Annotated in this window: 12 protein-coding genes; 5 read left to right on the plus strand and 7 right to left on the minus strand. The window is 59.3% G+C overall.

The window, feature by feature from the left end:
- Nucleotides 1-65: 65 nt before the first annotated feature.
- Together ABIA48_RS08205 and pcaR are read right to left on the minus strand one after the other, a co-directional pair.
- Entirely contained in the window at nucleotides 66-1,412 is a 1,347-nt protein-coding gene (locus tag ABIA48_RS08205) for an MFS transporter (protein WP_429487832.1), read from the minus strand.
- Nucleotides 1,413-1,536: 124 nt separating this feature from the next.
- Nucleotides 1,537-2,379, minus strand: coding sequence for a pca regulon transcriptional regulator PcaR (gene pcaR / locus ABIA48_RS08210; protein WP_007986334.1), 843 nt, complete (start codon nucleotides 2,377-2,379; stop codon nucleotides 1,537-1,539).
- Nucleotides 2,380-3,069: 690 nt separating this feature from the next.
- On the opposite strand from pcaR, the gene ABIA48_RS08215 reads away from it, so the two are divergent.
- Both ABIA48_RS08215 and ABIA48_RS08220 read left to right on the plus strand, forming a co-directional pair.
- Nucleotides 3,070-3,270 (plus strand): hypothetical protein, encoded by a 201-nt coding sequence (locus ABIA48_RS08215; protein ID WP_007986337.1) that lies wholly within the window; start codon nucleotides 3,070-3,072, stop codon nucleotides 3,268-3,270.
- A 376-nt stretch (nucleotides 3,271-3,646) separates the two neighbouring features.
- On the plus strand, nucleotides 3,647-5,122 hold the full coding sequence (locus tag ABIA48_RS08220; protein ID WP_429487834.1) for an inorganic phosphate transporter: 1,476 nt from the start codon (nucleotides 3,647-3,649) through the stop codon (nucleotides 5,120-5,122).
- Between the two features lie 271 nt (nucleotides 5,123-5,393).
- Here the strand turns inward: ABIA48_RS08220 and ccoM are convergent, their stop codons facing one another.
- The 3 genes from ccoM to ABIA48_RS08235 all read right to left on the minus strand — a co-directional run bounded on the left by ccoM (nucleotide 5,394) and on the right by ABIA48_RS08235 (nucleotide 6,251).
- Nucleotides 5,394-5,504: a cytochrome c oxidase subunit CcoM gene (gene ccoM / locus ABIA48_RS08225; protein WP_429487836.1), complete on the minus strand. Its 111-nt coding sequence runs from the start codon at nucleotides 5,502-5,504 to the stop codon at nucleotides 5,394-5,396.
- A gap of 143 nt (nucleotides 5,505-5,647) precedes the next feature.
- A complete protein-coding gene (locus ABIA48_RS08230) occupies nucleotides 5,648-5,854 on the minus strand; it encodes a hypothetical protein (RefSeq protein ID WP_429492972.1) in 207 nt (68 codons plus the stop codon).
- 55 nt (nucleotides 5,855-5,909) lie between these two features.
- Nucleotides 5,910-6,251, minus strand: a complete 342-nt coding sequence (locus ABIA48_RS08235) for an aspartate-semialdehyde dehydrogenase (RefSeq protein WP_310056556.1) — start codon at nucleotides 6,249-6,251, stop codon at nucleotides 5,910-5,912.
- A 218-nt stretch (nucleotides 6,252-6,469) separates the two neighbouring features.
- On the opposite strand from ABIA48_RS08235, the gene rapA reads away from it, so the two are divergent.
- A complete protein-coding gene (gene rapA / locus ABIA48_RS08240; protein WP_007992421.1) occupies nucleotides 6,470-9,316 on the plus strand; it encodes an RNA polymerase-associated protein RapA in 2,847 nt (948 codons plus the stop codon).
- Between the two features lie 168 nt (nucleotides 9,317-9,484).
- Here rapA and ABIA48_RS08245 read toward each other — a convergent pair whose 3' ends face one another.
- Nucleotides 9,485-10,834: a spinster family MFS transporter gene (locus ABIA48_RS08245; RefSeq protein WP_429487839.1), complete on the minus strand. Its 1,350-nt coding sequence runs from the start codon at nucleotides 10,832-10,834 to the stop codon at nucleotides 9,485-9,487.
- Nucleotides 10,835-11,193: 359 nt separating this feature from the next.
- Between ABIA48_RS08245 and ABIA48_RS08250 the strand changes: the two genes are divergently transcribed.
- Together ABIA48_RS08250 and ABIA48_RS08255 are read left to right on the plus strand one after the other, a co-directional pair.
- The gene (locus ABIA48_RS08250) at nucleotides 11,194-11,559 is read left to right on the plus strand and encodes a YkgJ family cysteine cluster protein (RefSeq protein ID WP_429487841.1); all 366 of its coding nucleotides are present in this window, start codon (nucleotides 11,194-11,196) and stop codon (nucleotides 11,557-11,559) included.
- Nucleotides 11,560-11,705: 146 nt separating this feature from the next.
- Nucleotides 11,706-13,922, plus strand: a complete 2,217-nt coding sequence (locus tag ABIA48_RS08255; protein WP_429487843.1) for a putative bifunctional diguanylate cyclase/phosphodiesterase — start codon at nucleotides 11,706-11,708, stop codon at nucleotides 13,920-13,922.
- On the opposite strand, the gene ABIA48_RS08260 is transcribed toward ABIA48_RS08255, so the two are convergent.
- Entirely contained in the window at nucleotides 13,879-14,775 is an 897-nt protein-coding gene (locus ABIA48_RS08260) for an NAD(P)-dependent oxidoreductase (protein ID WP_429487845.1), read from the minus strand. The genes ABIA48_RS08255 and ABIA48_RS08260 overlap by 44 nt on opposite strands.
- Nucleotides 14,776-14,904 lie beyond the last annotated feature (129 nt).

Genomic DNA, 14,904 nt, shown 5'->3' on the forward strand with positions numbered 1-14,904 from the left:
CCCTGTGGGAGCGGGCTTGCCCGCGAAGAGGCCCTCAACCTCGCTGAAAATTCTGAACCCTGGAATCAGGTCGCATCCGCATGACTGACCATGCCCTTGATCACTACCGCCGTAGTCGCCAAAGCCGCCGGGATCACCAGCGCCGTCAACACTTGCTCGAAGTTCCAGCCCAGCCCCAACAGCGTCGCGCCCATCCAGGCACCGAGGATGGCGCCGAAGCGGCCGATCCCGAGCATCCACGACACCCCGGTGGCACGCCCCTGGGTCGGATAAAAACGCGCAGCCAGCGACGGCATTGCCGATTGCGCACCGTTGACGCACATCCCGGCCACCAGTACCAGAGTCGCCAGCAGCGTGATGTTGCCCAGGCTCTGCCCTACCGCATAGGCAAACACCCCGGCCAGCAAGTAGAAAGTACCGATGACCTTGTGCGGATTGAACCGGTCCATCGCCCAACCCACACCGACGGCACTCAACACACCACCGAACTGGAACAGCGCGCCGATAAAGGCTGCTTGCTCCATGCTCGCGCCACTGTCACGCATCAGCGTCGGCAGCCAGCTGGTCAGCAGGTAAACGATCACCAGGCCCATGAAATAGGTCAGCCACAACAGCAAGGTGCCGGCGCTGCAGGTGCCGGAGAAAATCACCGCGAACACATTGCGCGCCTTCACGGTTTTCTGTTCCGGCACGCTGAAGCTGGACGCCTGGGCCACCACTGTCGGGTCGATGGGGGCCAGGGTCTTGCGCACTTTGTCGGTGCCACGGTTACGGACTACAAGGTATCGCGCCGATTCCGGCAGCCAGAACAACAGGACCACAGCAAGGATCAACGGCAGAATCCCGCCGATCAGCAACAGGCTGTGCCAGCCGAACGCCGGAATCAGCTTGGCCGAAATGAACCCGCCGCCAGCCATGCCGAGGTTGAAACCGCAGAACATGCTGGTCACCAGCAGGGACTTTTTGCGCTCCGGGGTGTACTCCGACAGCAGGGTCGTGGCGTTTGGCATACCGGCGCCCAGACCCAGGCCGGTCAGGAAGCGCAACACCAGCAATTGATCGACATTGGTGCTGTAGGCCGAGGCCAGGCTGAACGCGCCGAACAACAGCACCGCACCGACCAGTACCACTTTTCGCCCGAAACGGTCAGCCAATGGCCCCGAACCGAGTGCACCGAAGACCATGCCGATCAGGGCCGCGCTCATCACCGGCCCAAGGCTGGCGCGATCGATCCCCCAATCCTGAGACAGTGCCGGCGCGATGAACCCCATGGCCGCGGTATCGAGGCCGTCGAGGAAGACAATCAGGAAACACAGGATCACCACCCGCCACTGATAGCGCGAAATGGGTTGAGCATTGATGAAGGACTGCACGTCGAGGCAGTTTCCTACAGCAGACTGAGGCTGGTTCATTATTTTTATTCCATGGATCACAGTCGAAAAGGAGCCAGCCGGGGCTGACGCAGTCGCGACATTAATGACCCACAGGAAACAGCGTCAATTCGCCAGACGCGACTCTGTGCGTTTATCGAACACCTTAGGTGAACAGCTGGGTACTGAGGTCGCGGCTGGCACTCAGCAGGCCAGGCAGAAAACGCTGTTCCAGCTCATTGCGGCTGACTCGCCCGGCATGGGTGCTGACATTGAGGGCCGCAACCACCTGGCCAGAGGCGTCATACACCGGAACGGCAATCGAACGCAGCCCTTGTTCGAGTTCCTGGTCGACGATACACCAGCCTTGCTGTCGCACCTCTTGCAGGCATTCGAGCAATGCCTCGGGAGTGTGAATCGTGCGGCTGGTCTTGGCCTGCAATTCGGCGTGATCGAGGTATTCGCCCAGCGACGTGTCATCCAGCGCGGCCAGCAGAATCCGCCCCATCGATGTGCAATAGGCCGGCAAGCGCCCGCCCACCGACAGGTCCACCGAAATCAGTCGTTGAGTGGTCGCGGAGCGGGCGATGTACAGAATGTCATCACCTTCCAGCGTGGCCATGTTGCAGGCCTCATGCAGTTGCTCGCTCATGCGGTCCAGGTAAGGCTGGGCGGACACCGCCAGCGGCGTCGATGACACATAGGCATGGCCGAGGGTCAGCACTTTGGGCAACAACGAATAGGTGCGGCCGTCGGTGGTGGCGTAGCCGAGTTTGATCAGGGTGTGCAGGCAACGGCGCACGGCGGCGCGGGGAATTTCCGTGCGGTGGCTGATCTGGGCGATGGTCAGGTGCCGTTTGCGCTCCTGGAACGCCTGCACCACGGCCAGGCCACGGGCCAGGGACGTCATGAAATCCGGGTCGCCAGTCAGAGCCTGGATCCGCTTGGCCGGAGAAGCGACGATGGGCGGAGCCACTGAAGCGAAGGAGTTGCGCATTTGATCGTTCATAAAAGGTCCTTTTACCCACTCGGATCAGCGACTATTACAAAGGGCTACCGCCTGACGCTCAAGCCCGACCTGCCAACTCCGGGCGATTATCGAACGATCGACCGATAATCGCAATCCGCCATGCAAACCGCCAAATCCGCTGAATTCCGGTTTTTCGCCGACCGACTACCCTATGTTTACATCGTCTCGACCCAAGACTTAATGGGGTAATCTAATTACCGTAACTTGGTCGGCTTAAAGGCGTCAAAACGGCAACGCAGCAATGTGGTATCAATCGACGCTCTAGTTAATCGTAATGTTTCGAGCAACAAAATGGTCACACACCAAGATCCACTTTTAACTTTTTGGAGATAGTGTTCTTCAAATCGGCCGCTATAATACAATTCAGTAGCGCTTCGGTTTTTTACTTGCCGAACCCGCTGCCCGGTAACGCGATGTTCCATCGCCGTTGTCCGTTGTGAGCGCCAGACCCGCATTGCACAGCATTGCCAGTGCGCTTGCTGAAACAGGAAACTGAAGCTACGACAGCTGTTTATCTCTGGTGCCGTGGCCGCCTGCGACATGGAAGTATTGATCCCCCTGTTGCCTGAACGATGCCTTCACGGGCATTGCCCATTCGACGAATGTGATCAATCGATTTGATGCAGCGCGTTTTCACCAGAATTTATCCCAACTCAATCAGGTAGCACTGTGACGAAAGACGAACTGCGCGCGGAGCTAGAGCGCCAGGAACAACGTTACAAGGAAGTTTACGGCGGAGAAGTCACCACTTACGCCGCTCAACCCGAACCGGAACGCAAACCCTGGCGCAAACGCGCCACCGTTCAGGATCAGGTGTTCCAGCAAGAACTTCAAAAAATGGAAAAGGAACTCAAAGCCGAAGAGCCGTGACTGCTTCGGCCTGATCCTTACAAGGGCCTGCCTCTGCTCCCGTTAAAAGCGGGATGTATTGATGTTGCCTTGCGCGCCCGCTACGAGCGGGCAGCGGCCATCACCGTCGTCGAATCCGGCAGATTTCCGGTATCTGACCTATTTCTCAGATTTTTCACACAACCTTTCAAGCCCCTCTTACCGGGCCGTGAAGGTTTTGTGACGGTGTATTTTTTCAATAAAATCAAAGACTTAAAAAACACAGCAAAAGCGTAGGTTTTCAGGTGCTGCAGCAAAAAAAAACGTTGAAGAATGTTACCGACGAGCAGCTAGTGCATTGATTCGCAGTCTTTTCTGGCATAATCGCGCCCCCTTATGACCGGGTCAGAAAACCTTCATGATCGATTTATTCAGCGGACTGGATGCTTGGGTGCTTGTGAGCCTCTTGCTCGCCCTGGCCTTTGTCCTCGCCTTCGAGTTCATCAACGGCTTTCATGACACCGCTAACGCGGTGGCGACCGTTATCTACACCAAGGCCATGCCGCCTCACCTGGCAGTGTTCTTCTCCGGTGTGTTCAACTTCCTCGGCGTGCTGCTGGGCGGAGTCGGCGTGGCGTATGCCATCGTCCACCTGCTGCCGGTAGAACTGCTGATCAATGTAAACACCGGTCACGGACTGGCCATGGTGTTCTCGTTGCTCGCCGCCGCCATCACCTGGAACCTGGGAACCTGGTACTTCGGTATCCCCGCCTCCAGCTCCCACACGCTGATCGGTTCGATCCTCGGTGTCGGCCTGGCCAACGCCCTGATCAACGATATTCCGTTGGCCGACGGGGTGAACTGGCAAAAGGCGATCGATATCGCCATGTCACTGGTGTTCTCGCCAATGGCCGGTTTCCTGATCGCTGCGCTGATCCTGATCGGTCTTAAATGGTGGCGTCCGCTGTCGAAGATGCACAAGACGCCGGAACAGCGCCGCAAGATCGACGACAAGAAACACCCGCCGTTCTGGAATCGCCTGGTACTGGTGATTTCGGCCATGGCCGTAAGTTTCGTGCACGGTTCCAACGATGGCCAGAAAGGTATCGGCCTGATCATGCTGGTCCTGATCGGTATCGTGCCAGCGCAGTTCGTCCTCGACCTGAACAGCACGACCTATCAGATCGAGCGGACTCGCGACGCGACCCTGCACTTGAGCCAGTTCTACCAGCGCAATTCCGAAACCCTGGGCGAATTCCTGGCCCTGGGCAAGAGCCTGGACGGCGACTTGCCGGAGAAATTCCGTTGCAACCCGCAACAGACCGAACCGACCATCACCGCCCTGCTCGGCACCCTCAAGGGTGTAGAGGACTATCACTCGCTGTCGGCGGAAAGCCGTATCGAGGTCCGTCGCTACCTGCTCTGCCTGGACGATACAGCGAAGAAAGTCAGCAAGTTGCCAACTCTCGGGCCTCGTGAAAAAGCTGACCTGGACAAGTTGCGCAAAGACCTGACCACAACTACTGAATACGCCCCGTTCTGGGTGATCCTGGCGGTTGCACTGGCCTTGGGCCTGGGCACCATGGTCGGCTGGAAACGCGTGGTACTGACCATTGGCGAGAAGATCGGCAAGCAGGGCATGACCTATTCCCAAGGCATGTCGGCACAGATCACCACTGCCAGCCTGATCGGCATGGCGAACATCTTCAGCCTGCCGGTTTCCACCACCCACGTACTCTCCTCGGGCGTGGCGGGCACCATGGTCGCCAACAAAAGCGGCCTGCAAGGCGGCACTGTCAAAACCATCCTGCTGGCCTGGGTACTGACCCTGCCAGCCACCGTGGCCCTGTCGGCCGGGTTGTTCTGGCTGGCCTCGAAGGCACTTGGCAGCTGATACGCAGCAAAACCAAAAAAGGCGCGCTCCGCAAGGAACGCGCCTTTTCTATTGCTGCAATCTTCCTAACACCATAGAACCAATGTGGGAGCGGGCTTGCTCGCGAAGGCGGTGGATCAGTCAACATCTTTGTTGAATGTGAAGCCGCCTTCGCGAGCAAGCCCGCTCCCACATTTATCTTGTCTACATCCTCGAAACACGCGCAAAAAAAAGGGCAACCGAAGTTGCCCAAAATGCCTTGCGTGCTCATTACACCCAGAAAGAACCACGGTTATTTCCGCTTGTGCGAATCCTTCCAGATAAAAAGTCCGAACCCTGCAAAAAACACAAGCATGAGGCTGACAGTCAGCACTCCGGCGATCACCACGTTGTCGAAAAACATGACGCGTCTCCTGCACTTGCCCTGTTGCGATAGGGCTAAGTTAACCAAACGGGCAGGAGAGAATATTGACCGGGATCAATGTCGCCCAAGACTGGGCAAGAGGAAGGGGAAAGATTGACCCGCATCAATAAATGCGGGGGAGTTCAGCGCTTTTTCGGTTTGTTTTTCGGCTTTTTCTTTGCCTTGCCCAACGGCATGGCCTGCTCGAACGCCTGGCGAACTTCATTGAGCCGCTTGTCATTGAGGTCATGAATACGCTTGGCGCGTTCAGCGTTGAGGTCAATCAGTTTGTCGTCTTGGCTCATGGCGGTCAGTGCATCGCTTGAAATGAGTTTCAGCCACCGTAGCATTCGGCAACCCTGCGCCAATAATGCGGCCTGATGGCCGCGCTGACCAGCCGCACAGTCAAATCTCGATATCGACCCACAGCCCTTGCCGCGGCTGATCTTCCATCAGCGGCGCCACCGGCACGGTGTTGTCGGCATTGAGTTCGTCCCCGGGAATCGCCATATGCGCCTCGGGGTCATGGTCGGCTTCGCGGCGGCGCCGCTCCTGCTCCTGCCTGCGGCGCTGTTCCTCGCGCAGCACTAACCCGTCCTCTTCTGGATTGCGCTTTTGCAGGTCAATGGTGCTTTCACTGGAGCTTTCCTGCACCGGCACCACCGGTGGAATATCCGGACGCTGGCGGATCGGGTCAGTTTGTGAAGTGATCGGCACGGCACTCAAGGGGAGCATCGGTGGCAGCATGGTTTTCAGTCTCCTGTCAGCAGGCTGTCGGCTGCGGGGATGGCGACTTGAGCCATCGGTCGCAAACTGTGACTCAATTGGCACACAAAGATGCACTTAAGGGCGATCCCTGCGTAGGTAGGCTAACGTAAGACTGTGAGTTTTTCTGAGAGTCCTTTGGCCCTGAAGCGCTCATTCCGTTAAGATAGCCCGCTTTTTCAAGGTGGGAGTCAGGCAGCATGGCGCAGCAGTATCAACCGGGGCAACGCTGGATCAGTGACAGCGAAGCCGAGCTGGGTTTAGGCACCGTTCTGGCACAGGACGGCCGCTTGTTGACCGTGCTCTACCCGGCCACTGGCGACACCCGCCAGTACGCGCTACGGAATGCGCCTCTGACCCGCGTGCGGTTTTCGCCGGGTGACACCATCACTCACTTCGAAGGCTGGAAACTGACCGTACGCGAAGTCGACGACATTGATGGCCTGCTGGTTTACCACGGCCTCAACGGGCAGAGCGAAGTGGTCACCCTGCCGGAAACCCAGCTGTCGAACTTCATCCAGTTCCGCCTGGCCAGCGACCGTCTGTTCGCCGGCCAGATCGACCCGCTGGCCTGGTTTTCCCTGCGTTATCACACCCTGGAACACACCAGCCGCCAATTGCAGTCCTCGCTGTGGGGCCTGGGCGGCGTGCGTGCGCAACCGATCGCGCACCAGTTGCACATTGCCCGCGAAGTCGCCGACCGTATCGCGCCACGGGTTCTGCTGGCCGACGAAGTGGGCCTGGGCAAAACCATCGAAGCCGGCCTGGTGATCCATCGCCAATTGCTCTCGGGCCGCGCCAGCCGTGTGCTGATCCTGGTTCCGGAGAACCTGCAGCACCAGTGGCTGGTCGAGATGCGTCGCCGCTTCAACCTGCAGGTCGCGCTGTTCGATGAAGAGCGCTTCATCGAAAGCGATGCCAGCAACCCGTTCGAAGACACCCAACTCGCGCTGGTAGCGCTTGAGTGGCTGGTGGACGACGAGAAAGCCCAGGACGCACTGTTCGCGGCGGGCTGGGATTTGATGGTGGTCGACGAGGCGCACCACCTGGTGTGGCACGAAGACCAGGTCAGCCCTGAATACTCGCTGGTCGAGCAACTCGCCGAAACCATTCCTGGCGTGCTGCTGTTGACCGCCACCCCGGAACAACTGGGCCAGGACAGCCACTTCGCCCGTCTGCGCCTGCTCGACCCGAACCGTTTCCATGACCTGCAAGCCTTCCGCGCCGAAAGCGAAAACTATCGCCCGGTGGCCGAGGCCGTTCAGGAGTTGCTGGATCAGGGACGCCTGTCGCCGCAAGCCCACAAGACCATCCACGGCTTCCTCGGCAACGAAGGCGAAGCCCTGCTGGCCGCTGTCAACGATGGCGACACCGAAGCCAGCGCCCGCCTCGTGCGTGAACTGCTTGACCGTCACGGCACCGGCCGCGTGCTGTTCCGCAACACCCGCGCCGCCGTGCAAGGCTTCCCGGAGCGCAAGCTGCACCCGTACCCGCTGCCGTGCCCGGACGAATACCTCGAACTGCCGCTGGGCGATCACGCCGAGCTGTACCCGGAAGTCAGCTTCCAGGCCCAGCCGGACGCCAGCGAAGAAGATCGCTGGTGGAAATTCGACCCGCGCGTCGAGTGGCTGATCGATCAGTTGAAGATGCTCAAGCGCACCAAAGTACTGGTGATCTGCGCCCATGCCGAAACCGCCATGGACCTGGAAGACGCCCTGCGCGTGCGTTCCGGCATCCCGGCCACGGTGTTCCATGAGGGCATGAACATCCTCGAGCGTGACCGCGCCGCCGCCTACTTCGCCGACGAAGAGTTCGGCGCGCAAGTGCTGATCTGCTCGGAAATCGGCAGTGAAGGTCGCAACTTCCAGTTCTCCCATCACCTGGTGCTGTTCGACCTGCCGTCCCACCCCGATCTGCTGGAACAACGCATCGGTCGTCTGGACCGGATCGGCCAGAAGCACATCATCGAACTGCACGTACCGTACCTGGAAACCAGCCCGCAAGAGCGTCTGTTCCAGTGGTACCACGAAGCGCTGAACGCGTTCCTCAATACCTGCCCGACCGGCAACGCCCTGCAGCACCAGTTCGGCCCGCGCCTGCTGCCGTTGCTCGAAGAAGCCGATGATAGCGAGTGGCAAGCGCTGATCGACGAAGCCCGCACCGAGCGTGAGCGCCTGGAAGCCGAGCTGCACACCGGCCGTGACCGTTTGCTGGAGCTGAACTCCGGTGGCGCGGGCGAAGGCGATGCGCTGGTGGAAGATATCCTTGAGCAAGACGACCAGTTCGCGCTGCCGATCTACATGGAAACCCTGTTTGACGCCTTTGGCATCGACAGCGAAGACCATTCGGAAAACGCCCTGATCCTCAAACCGAGCGAAAAAATGCTCGACGCCAGCTTCCCGCTGGGCGATGACGAAGGCGTGACCATCACTTACGACCGCAACCAGGCGCTGTCTCGCGAAGACATGCAATTCATTACCTGGGAGCACCCGATGGTGCAGGGCGGCATGGATCTGGTGCTGTCCGGTTCCATGGGCAATACCGCCGTGGCGCTGATCAAGAACAAGGCGCTGAAGCCGGGCACCGTGTTGCTGGAACTGTTGTATGTCAGTGAAGTGGTTGCCCCGCGTTCGCTGCAACTGGGCCGCTATCTGCCGCCGGCCGCCCTGCGCTGCCTGCTTGATACCAACGGCAACGATTTGTCGTCCCGCGTTTCGTTCGAAACCTTGAACGATCAGCTTGAAAGCGTGCCGCGTGCCAGCGCCAACAAGTTCATCCAGGCCCAACGTGACCAGTTGACGCCACGGATCAACGCCGGTGAAGCGAAGATCCTGCCTCGCCACACAGAACGTGTCGCCGAGGCGCAGCGTCGCCTGGCCGCCGATACCGAAGAAGAACTGGCGCGCCTGACCGCGTTGCAAGCGGTCAACCCGACCGTGCGCGACAGCGAACTGGTGGCCCTGCGCAATCAACGCGAGCAAGGCCTGGCCATGCTCGACAAGGCTGCGCTGCGACTGGAAGCGATTCGGGTGCTGGTGGCGGGTTAACTTCCCTACCCCACCGCTATAAAAAGAAGGCCCGCAGCGATGCGGGCCTTTTTGTTTGCTTCAATTTCAGTAGTGCTGCTGATGGCCTCTTCGCGGGCAAGCCCGCTCCCACAGGGATTTCATATGCACTGAAGGTCCATGTGGGAGCGGGCTTGCTCGCGAAGGCGATCAGGCAGTCACCACAGAACCTTCAGTCTCACCCACCGCCACCAACCCTTCCTTCATCCGCCTGGCATCGCGCACAAAACACCGCGCAGCCAGGAACAGAAACACCACGGTGAACAACAGCGCCACCGGAATCAGGTACATCGCATCATGCAGGCCGACCGCCTTGAAGGCTTCGGTCATCTGCCCGGCACCGGCCGCCAGCATCGCCGAGTGGGCAAAGTGATCCGACAAGGCCCCGACCACCACCGGCCCCAGGCCACCGCCCAACAGATACAGCCCGGCAAAGAACAGCGCCATCGCCGTTGCCCGCAACCGCGGCTCGACCACATCCTGAATCGCCGTGTACACGCAGGTATAGAAGTTGTAGGCAAACAGCCAGCCGACACTGAATACAGCGACAAACACTCCGATTTCGATGCGCCCGGAATGCAGCGCCCATGCGGTGCAAACCGTCGAAATCATCAGGCTGAAGGCCGCAAACAACAATCGCCCATTGGCGACCCGTTGGTGAATCTTGTCCGCGATCCAGCCACCCAGAGTCAGGCCGAACAGCCCGGTCACGCCGACAATAACCCCGGTAGCAACCGCAGCTTCCTGCAATGGCATCAGGAAATAGCGTTGCAGCATCGGCACCAGAAACGAGTTGCAGGCATAAGTGGCGAAATTGAAACACAGGCCGGCCATCACCAGCCACAGGAAGGTCGGCACGGCCAATACCCGACGGATCGGCTGATCGATTTTTTCCTGCGAAACCTGAACGCTCTCGGCGGCGCCGCGCTTCGGTTCCTTGATGAAAAACATGAAGATCGCAAGGATCAGCCCGGGTACCGCCGCGATAAAGAACGGCGCGCGCCAGCTATCGAAGGCCTTGACCATCGCGCCGATGGTGAAGAACGCCAGCAACAGCCCCAATGGCAGCCCCAGCATGAAGATGCCCATGGCCCGCGCCCGGCGGTGAGCGGGGAATAAATCGCCGATCAGCGAGTTGGCGGCCGGCGCATAACTGGCCTCGCCGATGCCGATGCCCATGCGCACGACCAGGAAACTCCAGAAACTGCCCACCATGCCGTTAACGGCCGTCAGCCCGCTCCACACCGCCAGCCCCCAGCCCATCAGCTTGCTGCGCGAGCCGGTATCGGCCAGGCGCCCCAACGGCAGGCCGGCAATCGCGTAGACAATGGTGAATGCCGTACCGATGATCCCCAACTGGAAGTCACTGAGGTGCCATTCCATGCGAATGGGCTCGATGATAATGGCCGGGATGGTGCGGTCGAAAAAATTGAACAGGTTGGCCAGGAACAACAGGAACAGAATGCGCCAGGCATTCGCCGCTTGGGTCGAGTTCTGCATGGGTCCGTCTCTTTTATTGTTTTTGGGGCGTCACTGCCCCCGGACTTTGCAATCTAGACAGGCCGGCCATAACTGTCTGTCATTATTCGCCAGGCTGATACCTGCCCATGGCGCACAGCCTGTGGGAGCGGGCTTGCTCGCGAAAGCGGTGCGTCATTCAACAATTTTACTGACCGACCTGACGCATTCGCGAGCAAGCCCGCTCCCACAGGAGATACAGCGTTCGCAAGGTGGACATTTCGCAGTTCGTCCGGCCGATGAAAAATACCTTTCGCCCCCCCTTCCCAAGCCGTTGGCGAAGCCTAGAATAGCGGCCTTGCCCCTCCCTGCGTCTCCACTCTTCCTTACGATAATCGCCCATGTCCGAAGCCAGTCCGTGTCTGAATTGCGGTGCCTGCTGTTCTCATTTTCGCGTGTCATTTTTCTGGGGTGAATGCGCTTCGTCCGGGGGAACGGTACCCGATGAGCTTGTCGAGCAGATCAGCCCCAGTCGGGTCGCAATGCTCGGCACCGGCTGCAAACCCGTACGCTGCACCAGCCTGGTGGGAGACGTGGGCAGTACGGTGCAATGTTCGATTTACGAAAAACGCTCCAGCACTTGCCGGGAGTTCGAGGCTTCATGGGTCGATGGTGTGGCCAATCCCGATTGCGACGCGGCCCGTGCCGCTTTCGGCTTGCCGGCCCTGCAACCCGCGCTCGAGACGCCTCAGAAGCAATTCGCCTGAGTCATAGCACTAATCGCTATTAGGCTAATATCAAAAAAATTGGCATCAATGTGCCACTATCGCTTGCGCTCCATCCATGCCCTCTATACTCCAAGGCATTCGCCGGCGCTCCTTGCGCCAGCCTGAGGATAACAATGGGGCATGCTATGGAATGGCTTGGTTTGCATTTCCTTACCGAGCTACCAGAGAGTGGGCAGGTCATACTTAATTGCACACATGACCCTTTTCTGGTGCTGCTGGCTTATCTGGTCGCCTGTGTTGGCTGTTTCGCGACGCTGGACATGGCCGAACGGGTTGCTCACGCTGAAAAATCCGCGTCCCAGACGCGCTGGCGCTGGGTTGGCAGCGGATGCCTGGCTGGCAGTATCTGGGCCATGCACTTCGTCGCGATGCTGGCATTCCAGGCGCCTATCGATCTTTACTACCAACTGCCTGTCACGGTGTTCTCGCTAACCATCGCGCTGCTCGCCGCATGGCTGGCAATGCACACCCTCAGCCTCCCTGAATTGAGTTTGCCACAGTGTCTCAAGGCATCGATCGGGATCGGCCTGGGTATCGCGACCATGCATTACGTGGGCATGACGGCCATGCACTCCAATGCCGAGGTCTATTACCATCCGGGCCTGTTCGCCCTTTCCATCGCGATCGCAATCGGTGCCGCGCTGGCAGCCTTGTTGCTGGCATGGTACCTGCGAGACGGCACCGGCATGCTGCATCAGCTCTTCAAATACAGCGCCAGCCTGTTGCTCGGGGCTGGCATCCTCAGCATGCACCTCACGGCGATGGCCGCCTTCAACATGGTGCTGCCCGGCGACAGCCTGCCAGCGCAAACCGGCGAACACAGCCACCTGCAACTGGCACTGACCGTGACGGTCATAGCCCTGCTGATCATCGGCAGCAGCATCAGCGCGGCACTCGCGGACAAAAAACTGCAACACAAGGACAACGACCTGCAGCGAGTCAACTCCCTGGTCAGCCAACTGGACCAGGCGCGCATGTCACTGCAACAGGTGGCGCACTACGACCCGCTGACCAACCTGATCAACCGCCGCGGGTTCAACCAGATCTTCGCCGAAAAACTCATGGAGAAAACCAACGAAGGCGGGATGCTGGCGGTCATGTTCCTGGACATCGACCATTTCAAGCGGATCAACGACAGCCTTGGTCATGATGCCGGTGACGATCTGCTCAAAGTGCTTGCCCAACACATCAAGAGCTCGATTCGCAGTCACGAGGATGTGGTCGCGCGCTTCGGTGGTGACGAGTTCTGCCTGCTCATTAACCTGCATGATCGTGAGGAGGCGCGGCATATGGCCCAGCGCATCATGCTGAAAATGAAAGAGCCCATCGAGCTGGCCGGCAGGCGCATGGTCATGACCACCAGCATCGGCATCAGTCTGTTTCCGGAAGACGGCAAAACGTGTGAGGAACTGCTGAAGAACGCCGACCTGGCGCTGTATCAGTCCAAGGGCAGCGGTCGCAACGGGCTGAACTTTTTCAGCGCCAACCTGAAAGCCCGCGCCATACTGGAGCTGCAGCTGGAAGAAGAATTGCGCCACGCCCTGCGTGAAGACACCGGCCTGATGCTCTATTACCAGCCGATCTATGACCTCAAGACCGGTCAGGTCAGCAAGCTCGAAGCCTTGATTCGCTGGCAACACCCGGTCCACGGTTTACTCGTACCGGATCGTTTTATCGCCATCGCCGAGGCCAACGGCCTGATTGCCGAGCTGGACAACTGGGTGCTGCGCAAGGCCTGCGAGGATCTGGGCGAGTTGTCACGCAAAGGCTGTGAAGACCTCAGGATCGCCGTGAATTGCTCGCCGCTGAACCTCGCACGCGAAGAACTGGCCGATGAAATCGAGTACGCATTGCGGGTCGCCGGTGTGGCGCCCAACCGGCTGGAACTGGAAGTCACGGAAAACGCCTTGATGGGCAATATCGCCAACACACTGGTGTTGCTGCGACAGATTCGCGCCCTCGGCGTTTCGCTGTCGATCGATGACTTCGGCACCGGCTATTCATCCCTGGCCTACCTCAAGCGCTTGCCGCTCAACACGCTGAAAATCGACCGTTCATTCATCCAGGACATCCCCAAGGCCACCCAGGACATGGAGATTGTCCAGGCGATTATCGTCATGGCCCATACCCTGCACCTGCAAGTGGTCACCGAAGGGGTCGAAACCTTCGAGCAATACCAATTCCTGGAAAACCACGGCTGTGACTTCGTTCAGGGCTACCTGCTGAGCCGGCCGGTGCCATTGGCCGAGCTGCATCCAGTGCTGAACGAAATCAACCAGCGCAAGCACGCCTATACCGTCACGGCGCTGAGCCTGGCTCACGGTACATCTGCACTAATGTAGACGGGTCTTTCTCAAGGAATCCCTGACTCCCATGCAGGCGCATCAACTGTGCGGCCAGACCGCTGATCGGTGTCGCCGAGCCTTGTTCACGAGAAAACTTCACCGCTGAATCCAGATCCTTGAGCAGCGTCCGCACGTGCCACTTGACCGGCTCGAAACGGTTTTCAGCCATCTGCGGAGCCAGTATCTGCAACGGTTTCGAATCGGCAAAGCCGCCAGCCAGCGCTTCGGCGATCAGGCTTGCATCCACCCCCGAACGCTCCGCCAGCGCGACCACTTCGGCAATCACCAATGCATTGCAGGCGACGATCATCTGATTGCACGCCTTGGTCACCTGCCCAGCCCCGACGCCACCCATGTGTGTCACACGCTGTCCCAGGCTCAACAGAACAGGCCGGACCCGTTCCAGGTCCTGTACGTCACCGCCAACCATGATGGCCAGGCTGCCGGCTTCAGCCCCAACCACACCGCCGGACACCGGCGTGTCGAGCCAGCTCATGCCGGTTTTACCGGCGAGGTCTGCGGCCATTTCCCGCGTGGCGTTGGGTTCCAGACTGGAAAAATCCACCAGTAGCTGGCCTTTTTTCGCCCCTTCGATAATACCTGCCGGACCAAACACGACCTCGCGTACGACCGACGTATCCGCCAGGCACAACATCACCACGTCAGCGTGTTGGCACAGTTCGGCCGGGCTGGCGACCTGGCGTGCGCCTGCCTCCACCAGCGGCTTGCACTTGTCCGGATTGCGATTCCATACCGCCAGCGGATAACCCGCGGCCAGCAGGCGCCGGCACATCGGCAACCCCATCAGGCCGATCCCGGCAAACCCTAGCGAAGGTAGCGTTGACATCATTTAGCCTCCTTTTGATTAAAGATCACCGAATACTGGCCGATTCATCATGACTTAGGAAAGGATTCCCCCCGAGTGATGCTCAGGCTAAAGACCAAGGCATGGTCCAAGTACGCGCTGAAAAAAGACGCG

The organism is Pseudomonas sp. S30_BP2TU TE3576 (assembly GCF_050436025.1).
Taxonomy (GTDB): domain Bacteria; phylum Pseudomonadota; class Gammaproteobacteria; order Pseudomonadales; family Pseudomonadaceae; genus Aquipseudomonas.

Bases quoted from the DNA above. Each gene is read 5' to 3' on its own strand.
- ABIA48_RS08260 (WP_429487845.1), bottom strand. From the start codon at position 14,775: ATGATGTCAACGCTACCTTCGCTAGGGTTTGCCGGGATCGGCCTGATG.
- ABIA48_RS08245 (WP_429487839.1), bottom strand. From the start codon at position 10,834: ATGCAGAACTCGACCCAAGCGGCGAATGCCTGGCGCATTCTGTTCCTG.
- ABIA48_RS08220 (WP_429487834.1), top strand. From the start codon at position 3,647: ATGATCGATTTATTCAGCGGACTGGATGCTTGGGTGCTTGTGAGCCTC.
- rapA (WP_007992421.1), top strand. From the start codon at position 6,470: ATGGCGCAGCAGTATCAACCGGGGCAACGCTGGATCAGTGACAGCGAA.
- ABIA48_RS08235 (WP_310056556.1), bottom strand. From the start codon at position 6,251: ATGCTGCCACCGATGCTCCCCTTGAGTGCCGTGCCGATCACTTCACAA.
- ABIA48_RS08255 (WP_429487843.1), top strand. From the start codon at position 11,706: ATGGAATGGCTTGGTTTGCATTTCCTTACCGAGCTACCAGAGAGTGGG.
- pcaR (WP_007986334.1), bottom strand. From the start codon at position 2,379: ATGAACGATCAAATGCGCAACTCCTTCGCTTCAGTGGCTCCGCCCATC.
- ABIA48_RS08205 (WP_429487832.1), bottom strand. From the start codon at position 1,412: ATGAACCAGCCTCAGTCTGCTGTAGGAAACTGCCTCGACGTGCAGTCC.
- ABIA48_RS08230 (WP_429492972.1), bottom strand. From the start codon at position 5,854: ATGCTACGGTGGCTGAAACTCATTTCAAGCGATGCACTGACCGCCATG.
- ccoM (WP_429487836.1), bottom strand. From the start codon at position 5,504: ATGTTTTTCGACAACGTGGTGATCGCCGGAGTGCTGACTGTCAGCCTC.
- ABIA48_RS08250 (WP_429487841.1), top strand. From the start codon at position 11,194: ATGTCCGAAGCCAGTCCGTGTCTGAATTGCGGTGCCTGCTGTTCTCAT.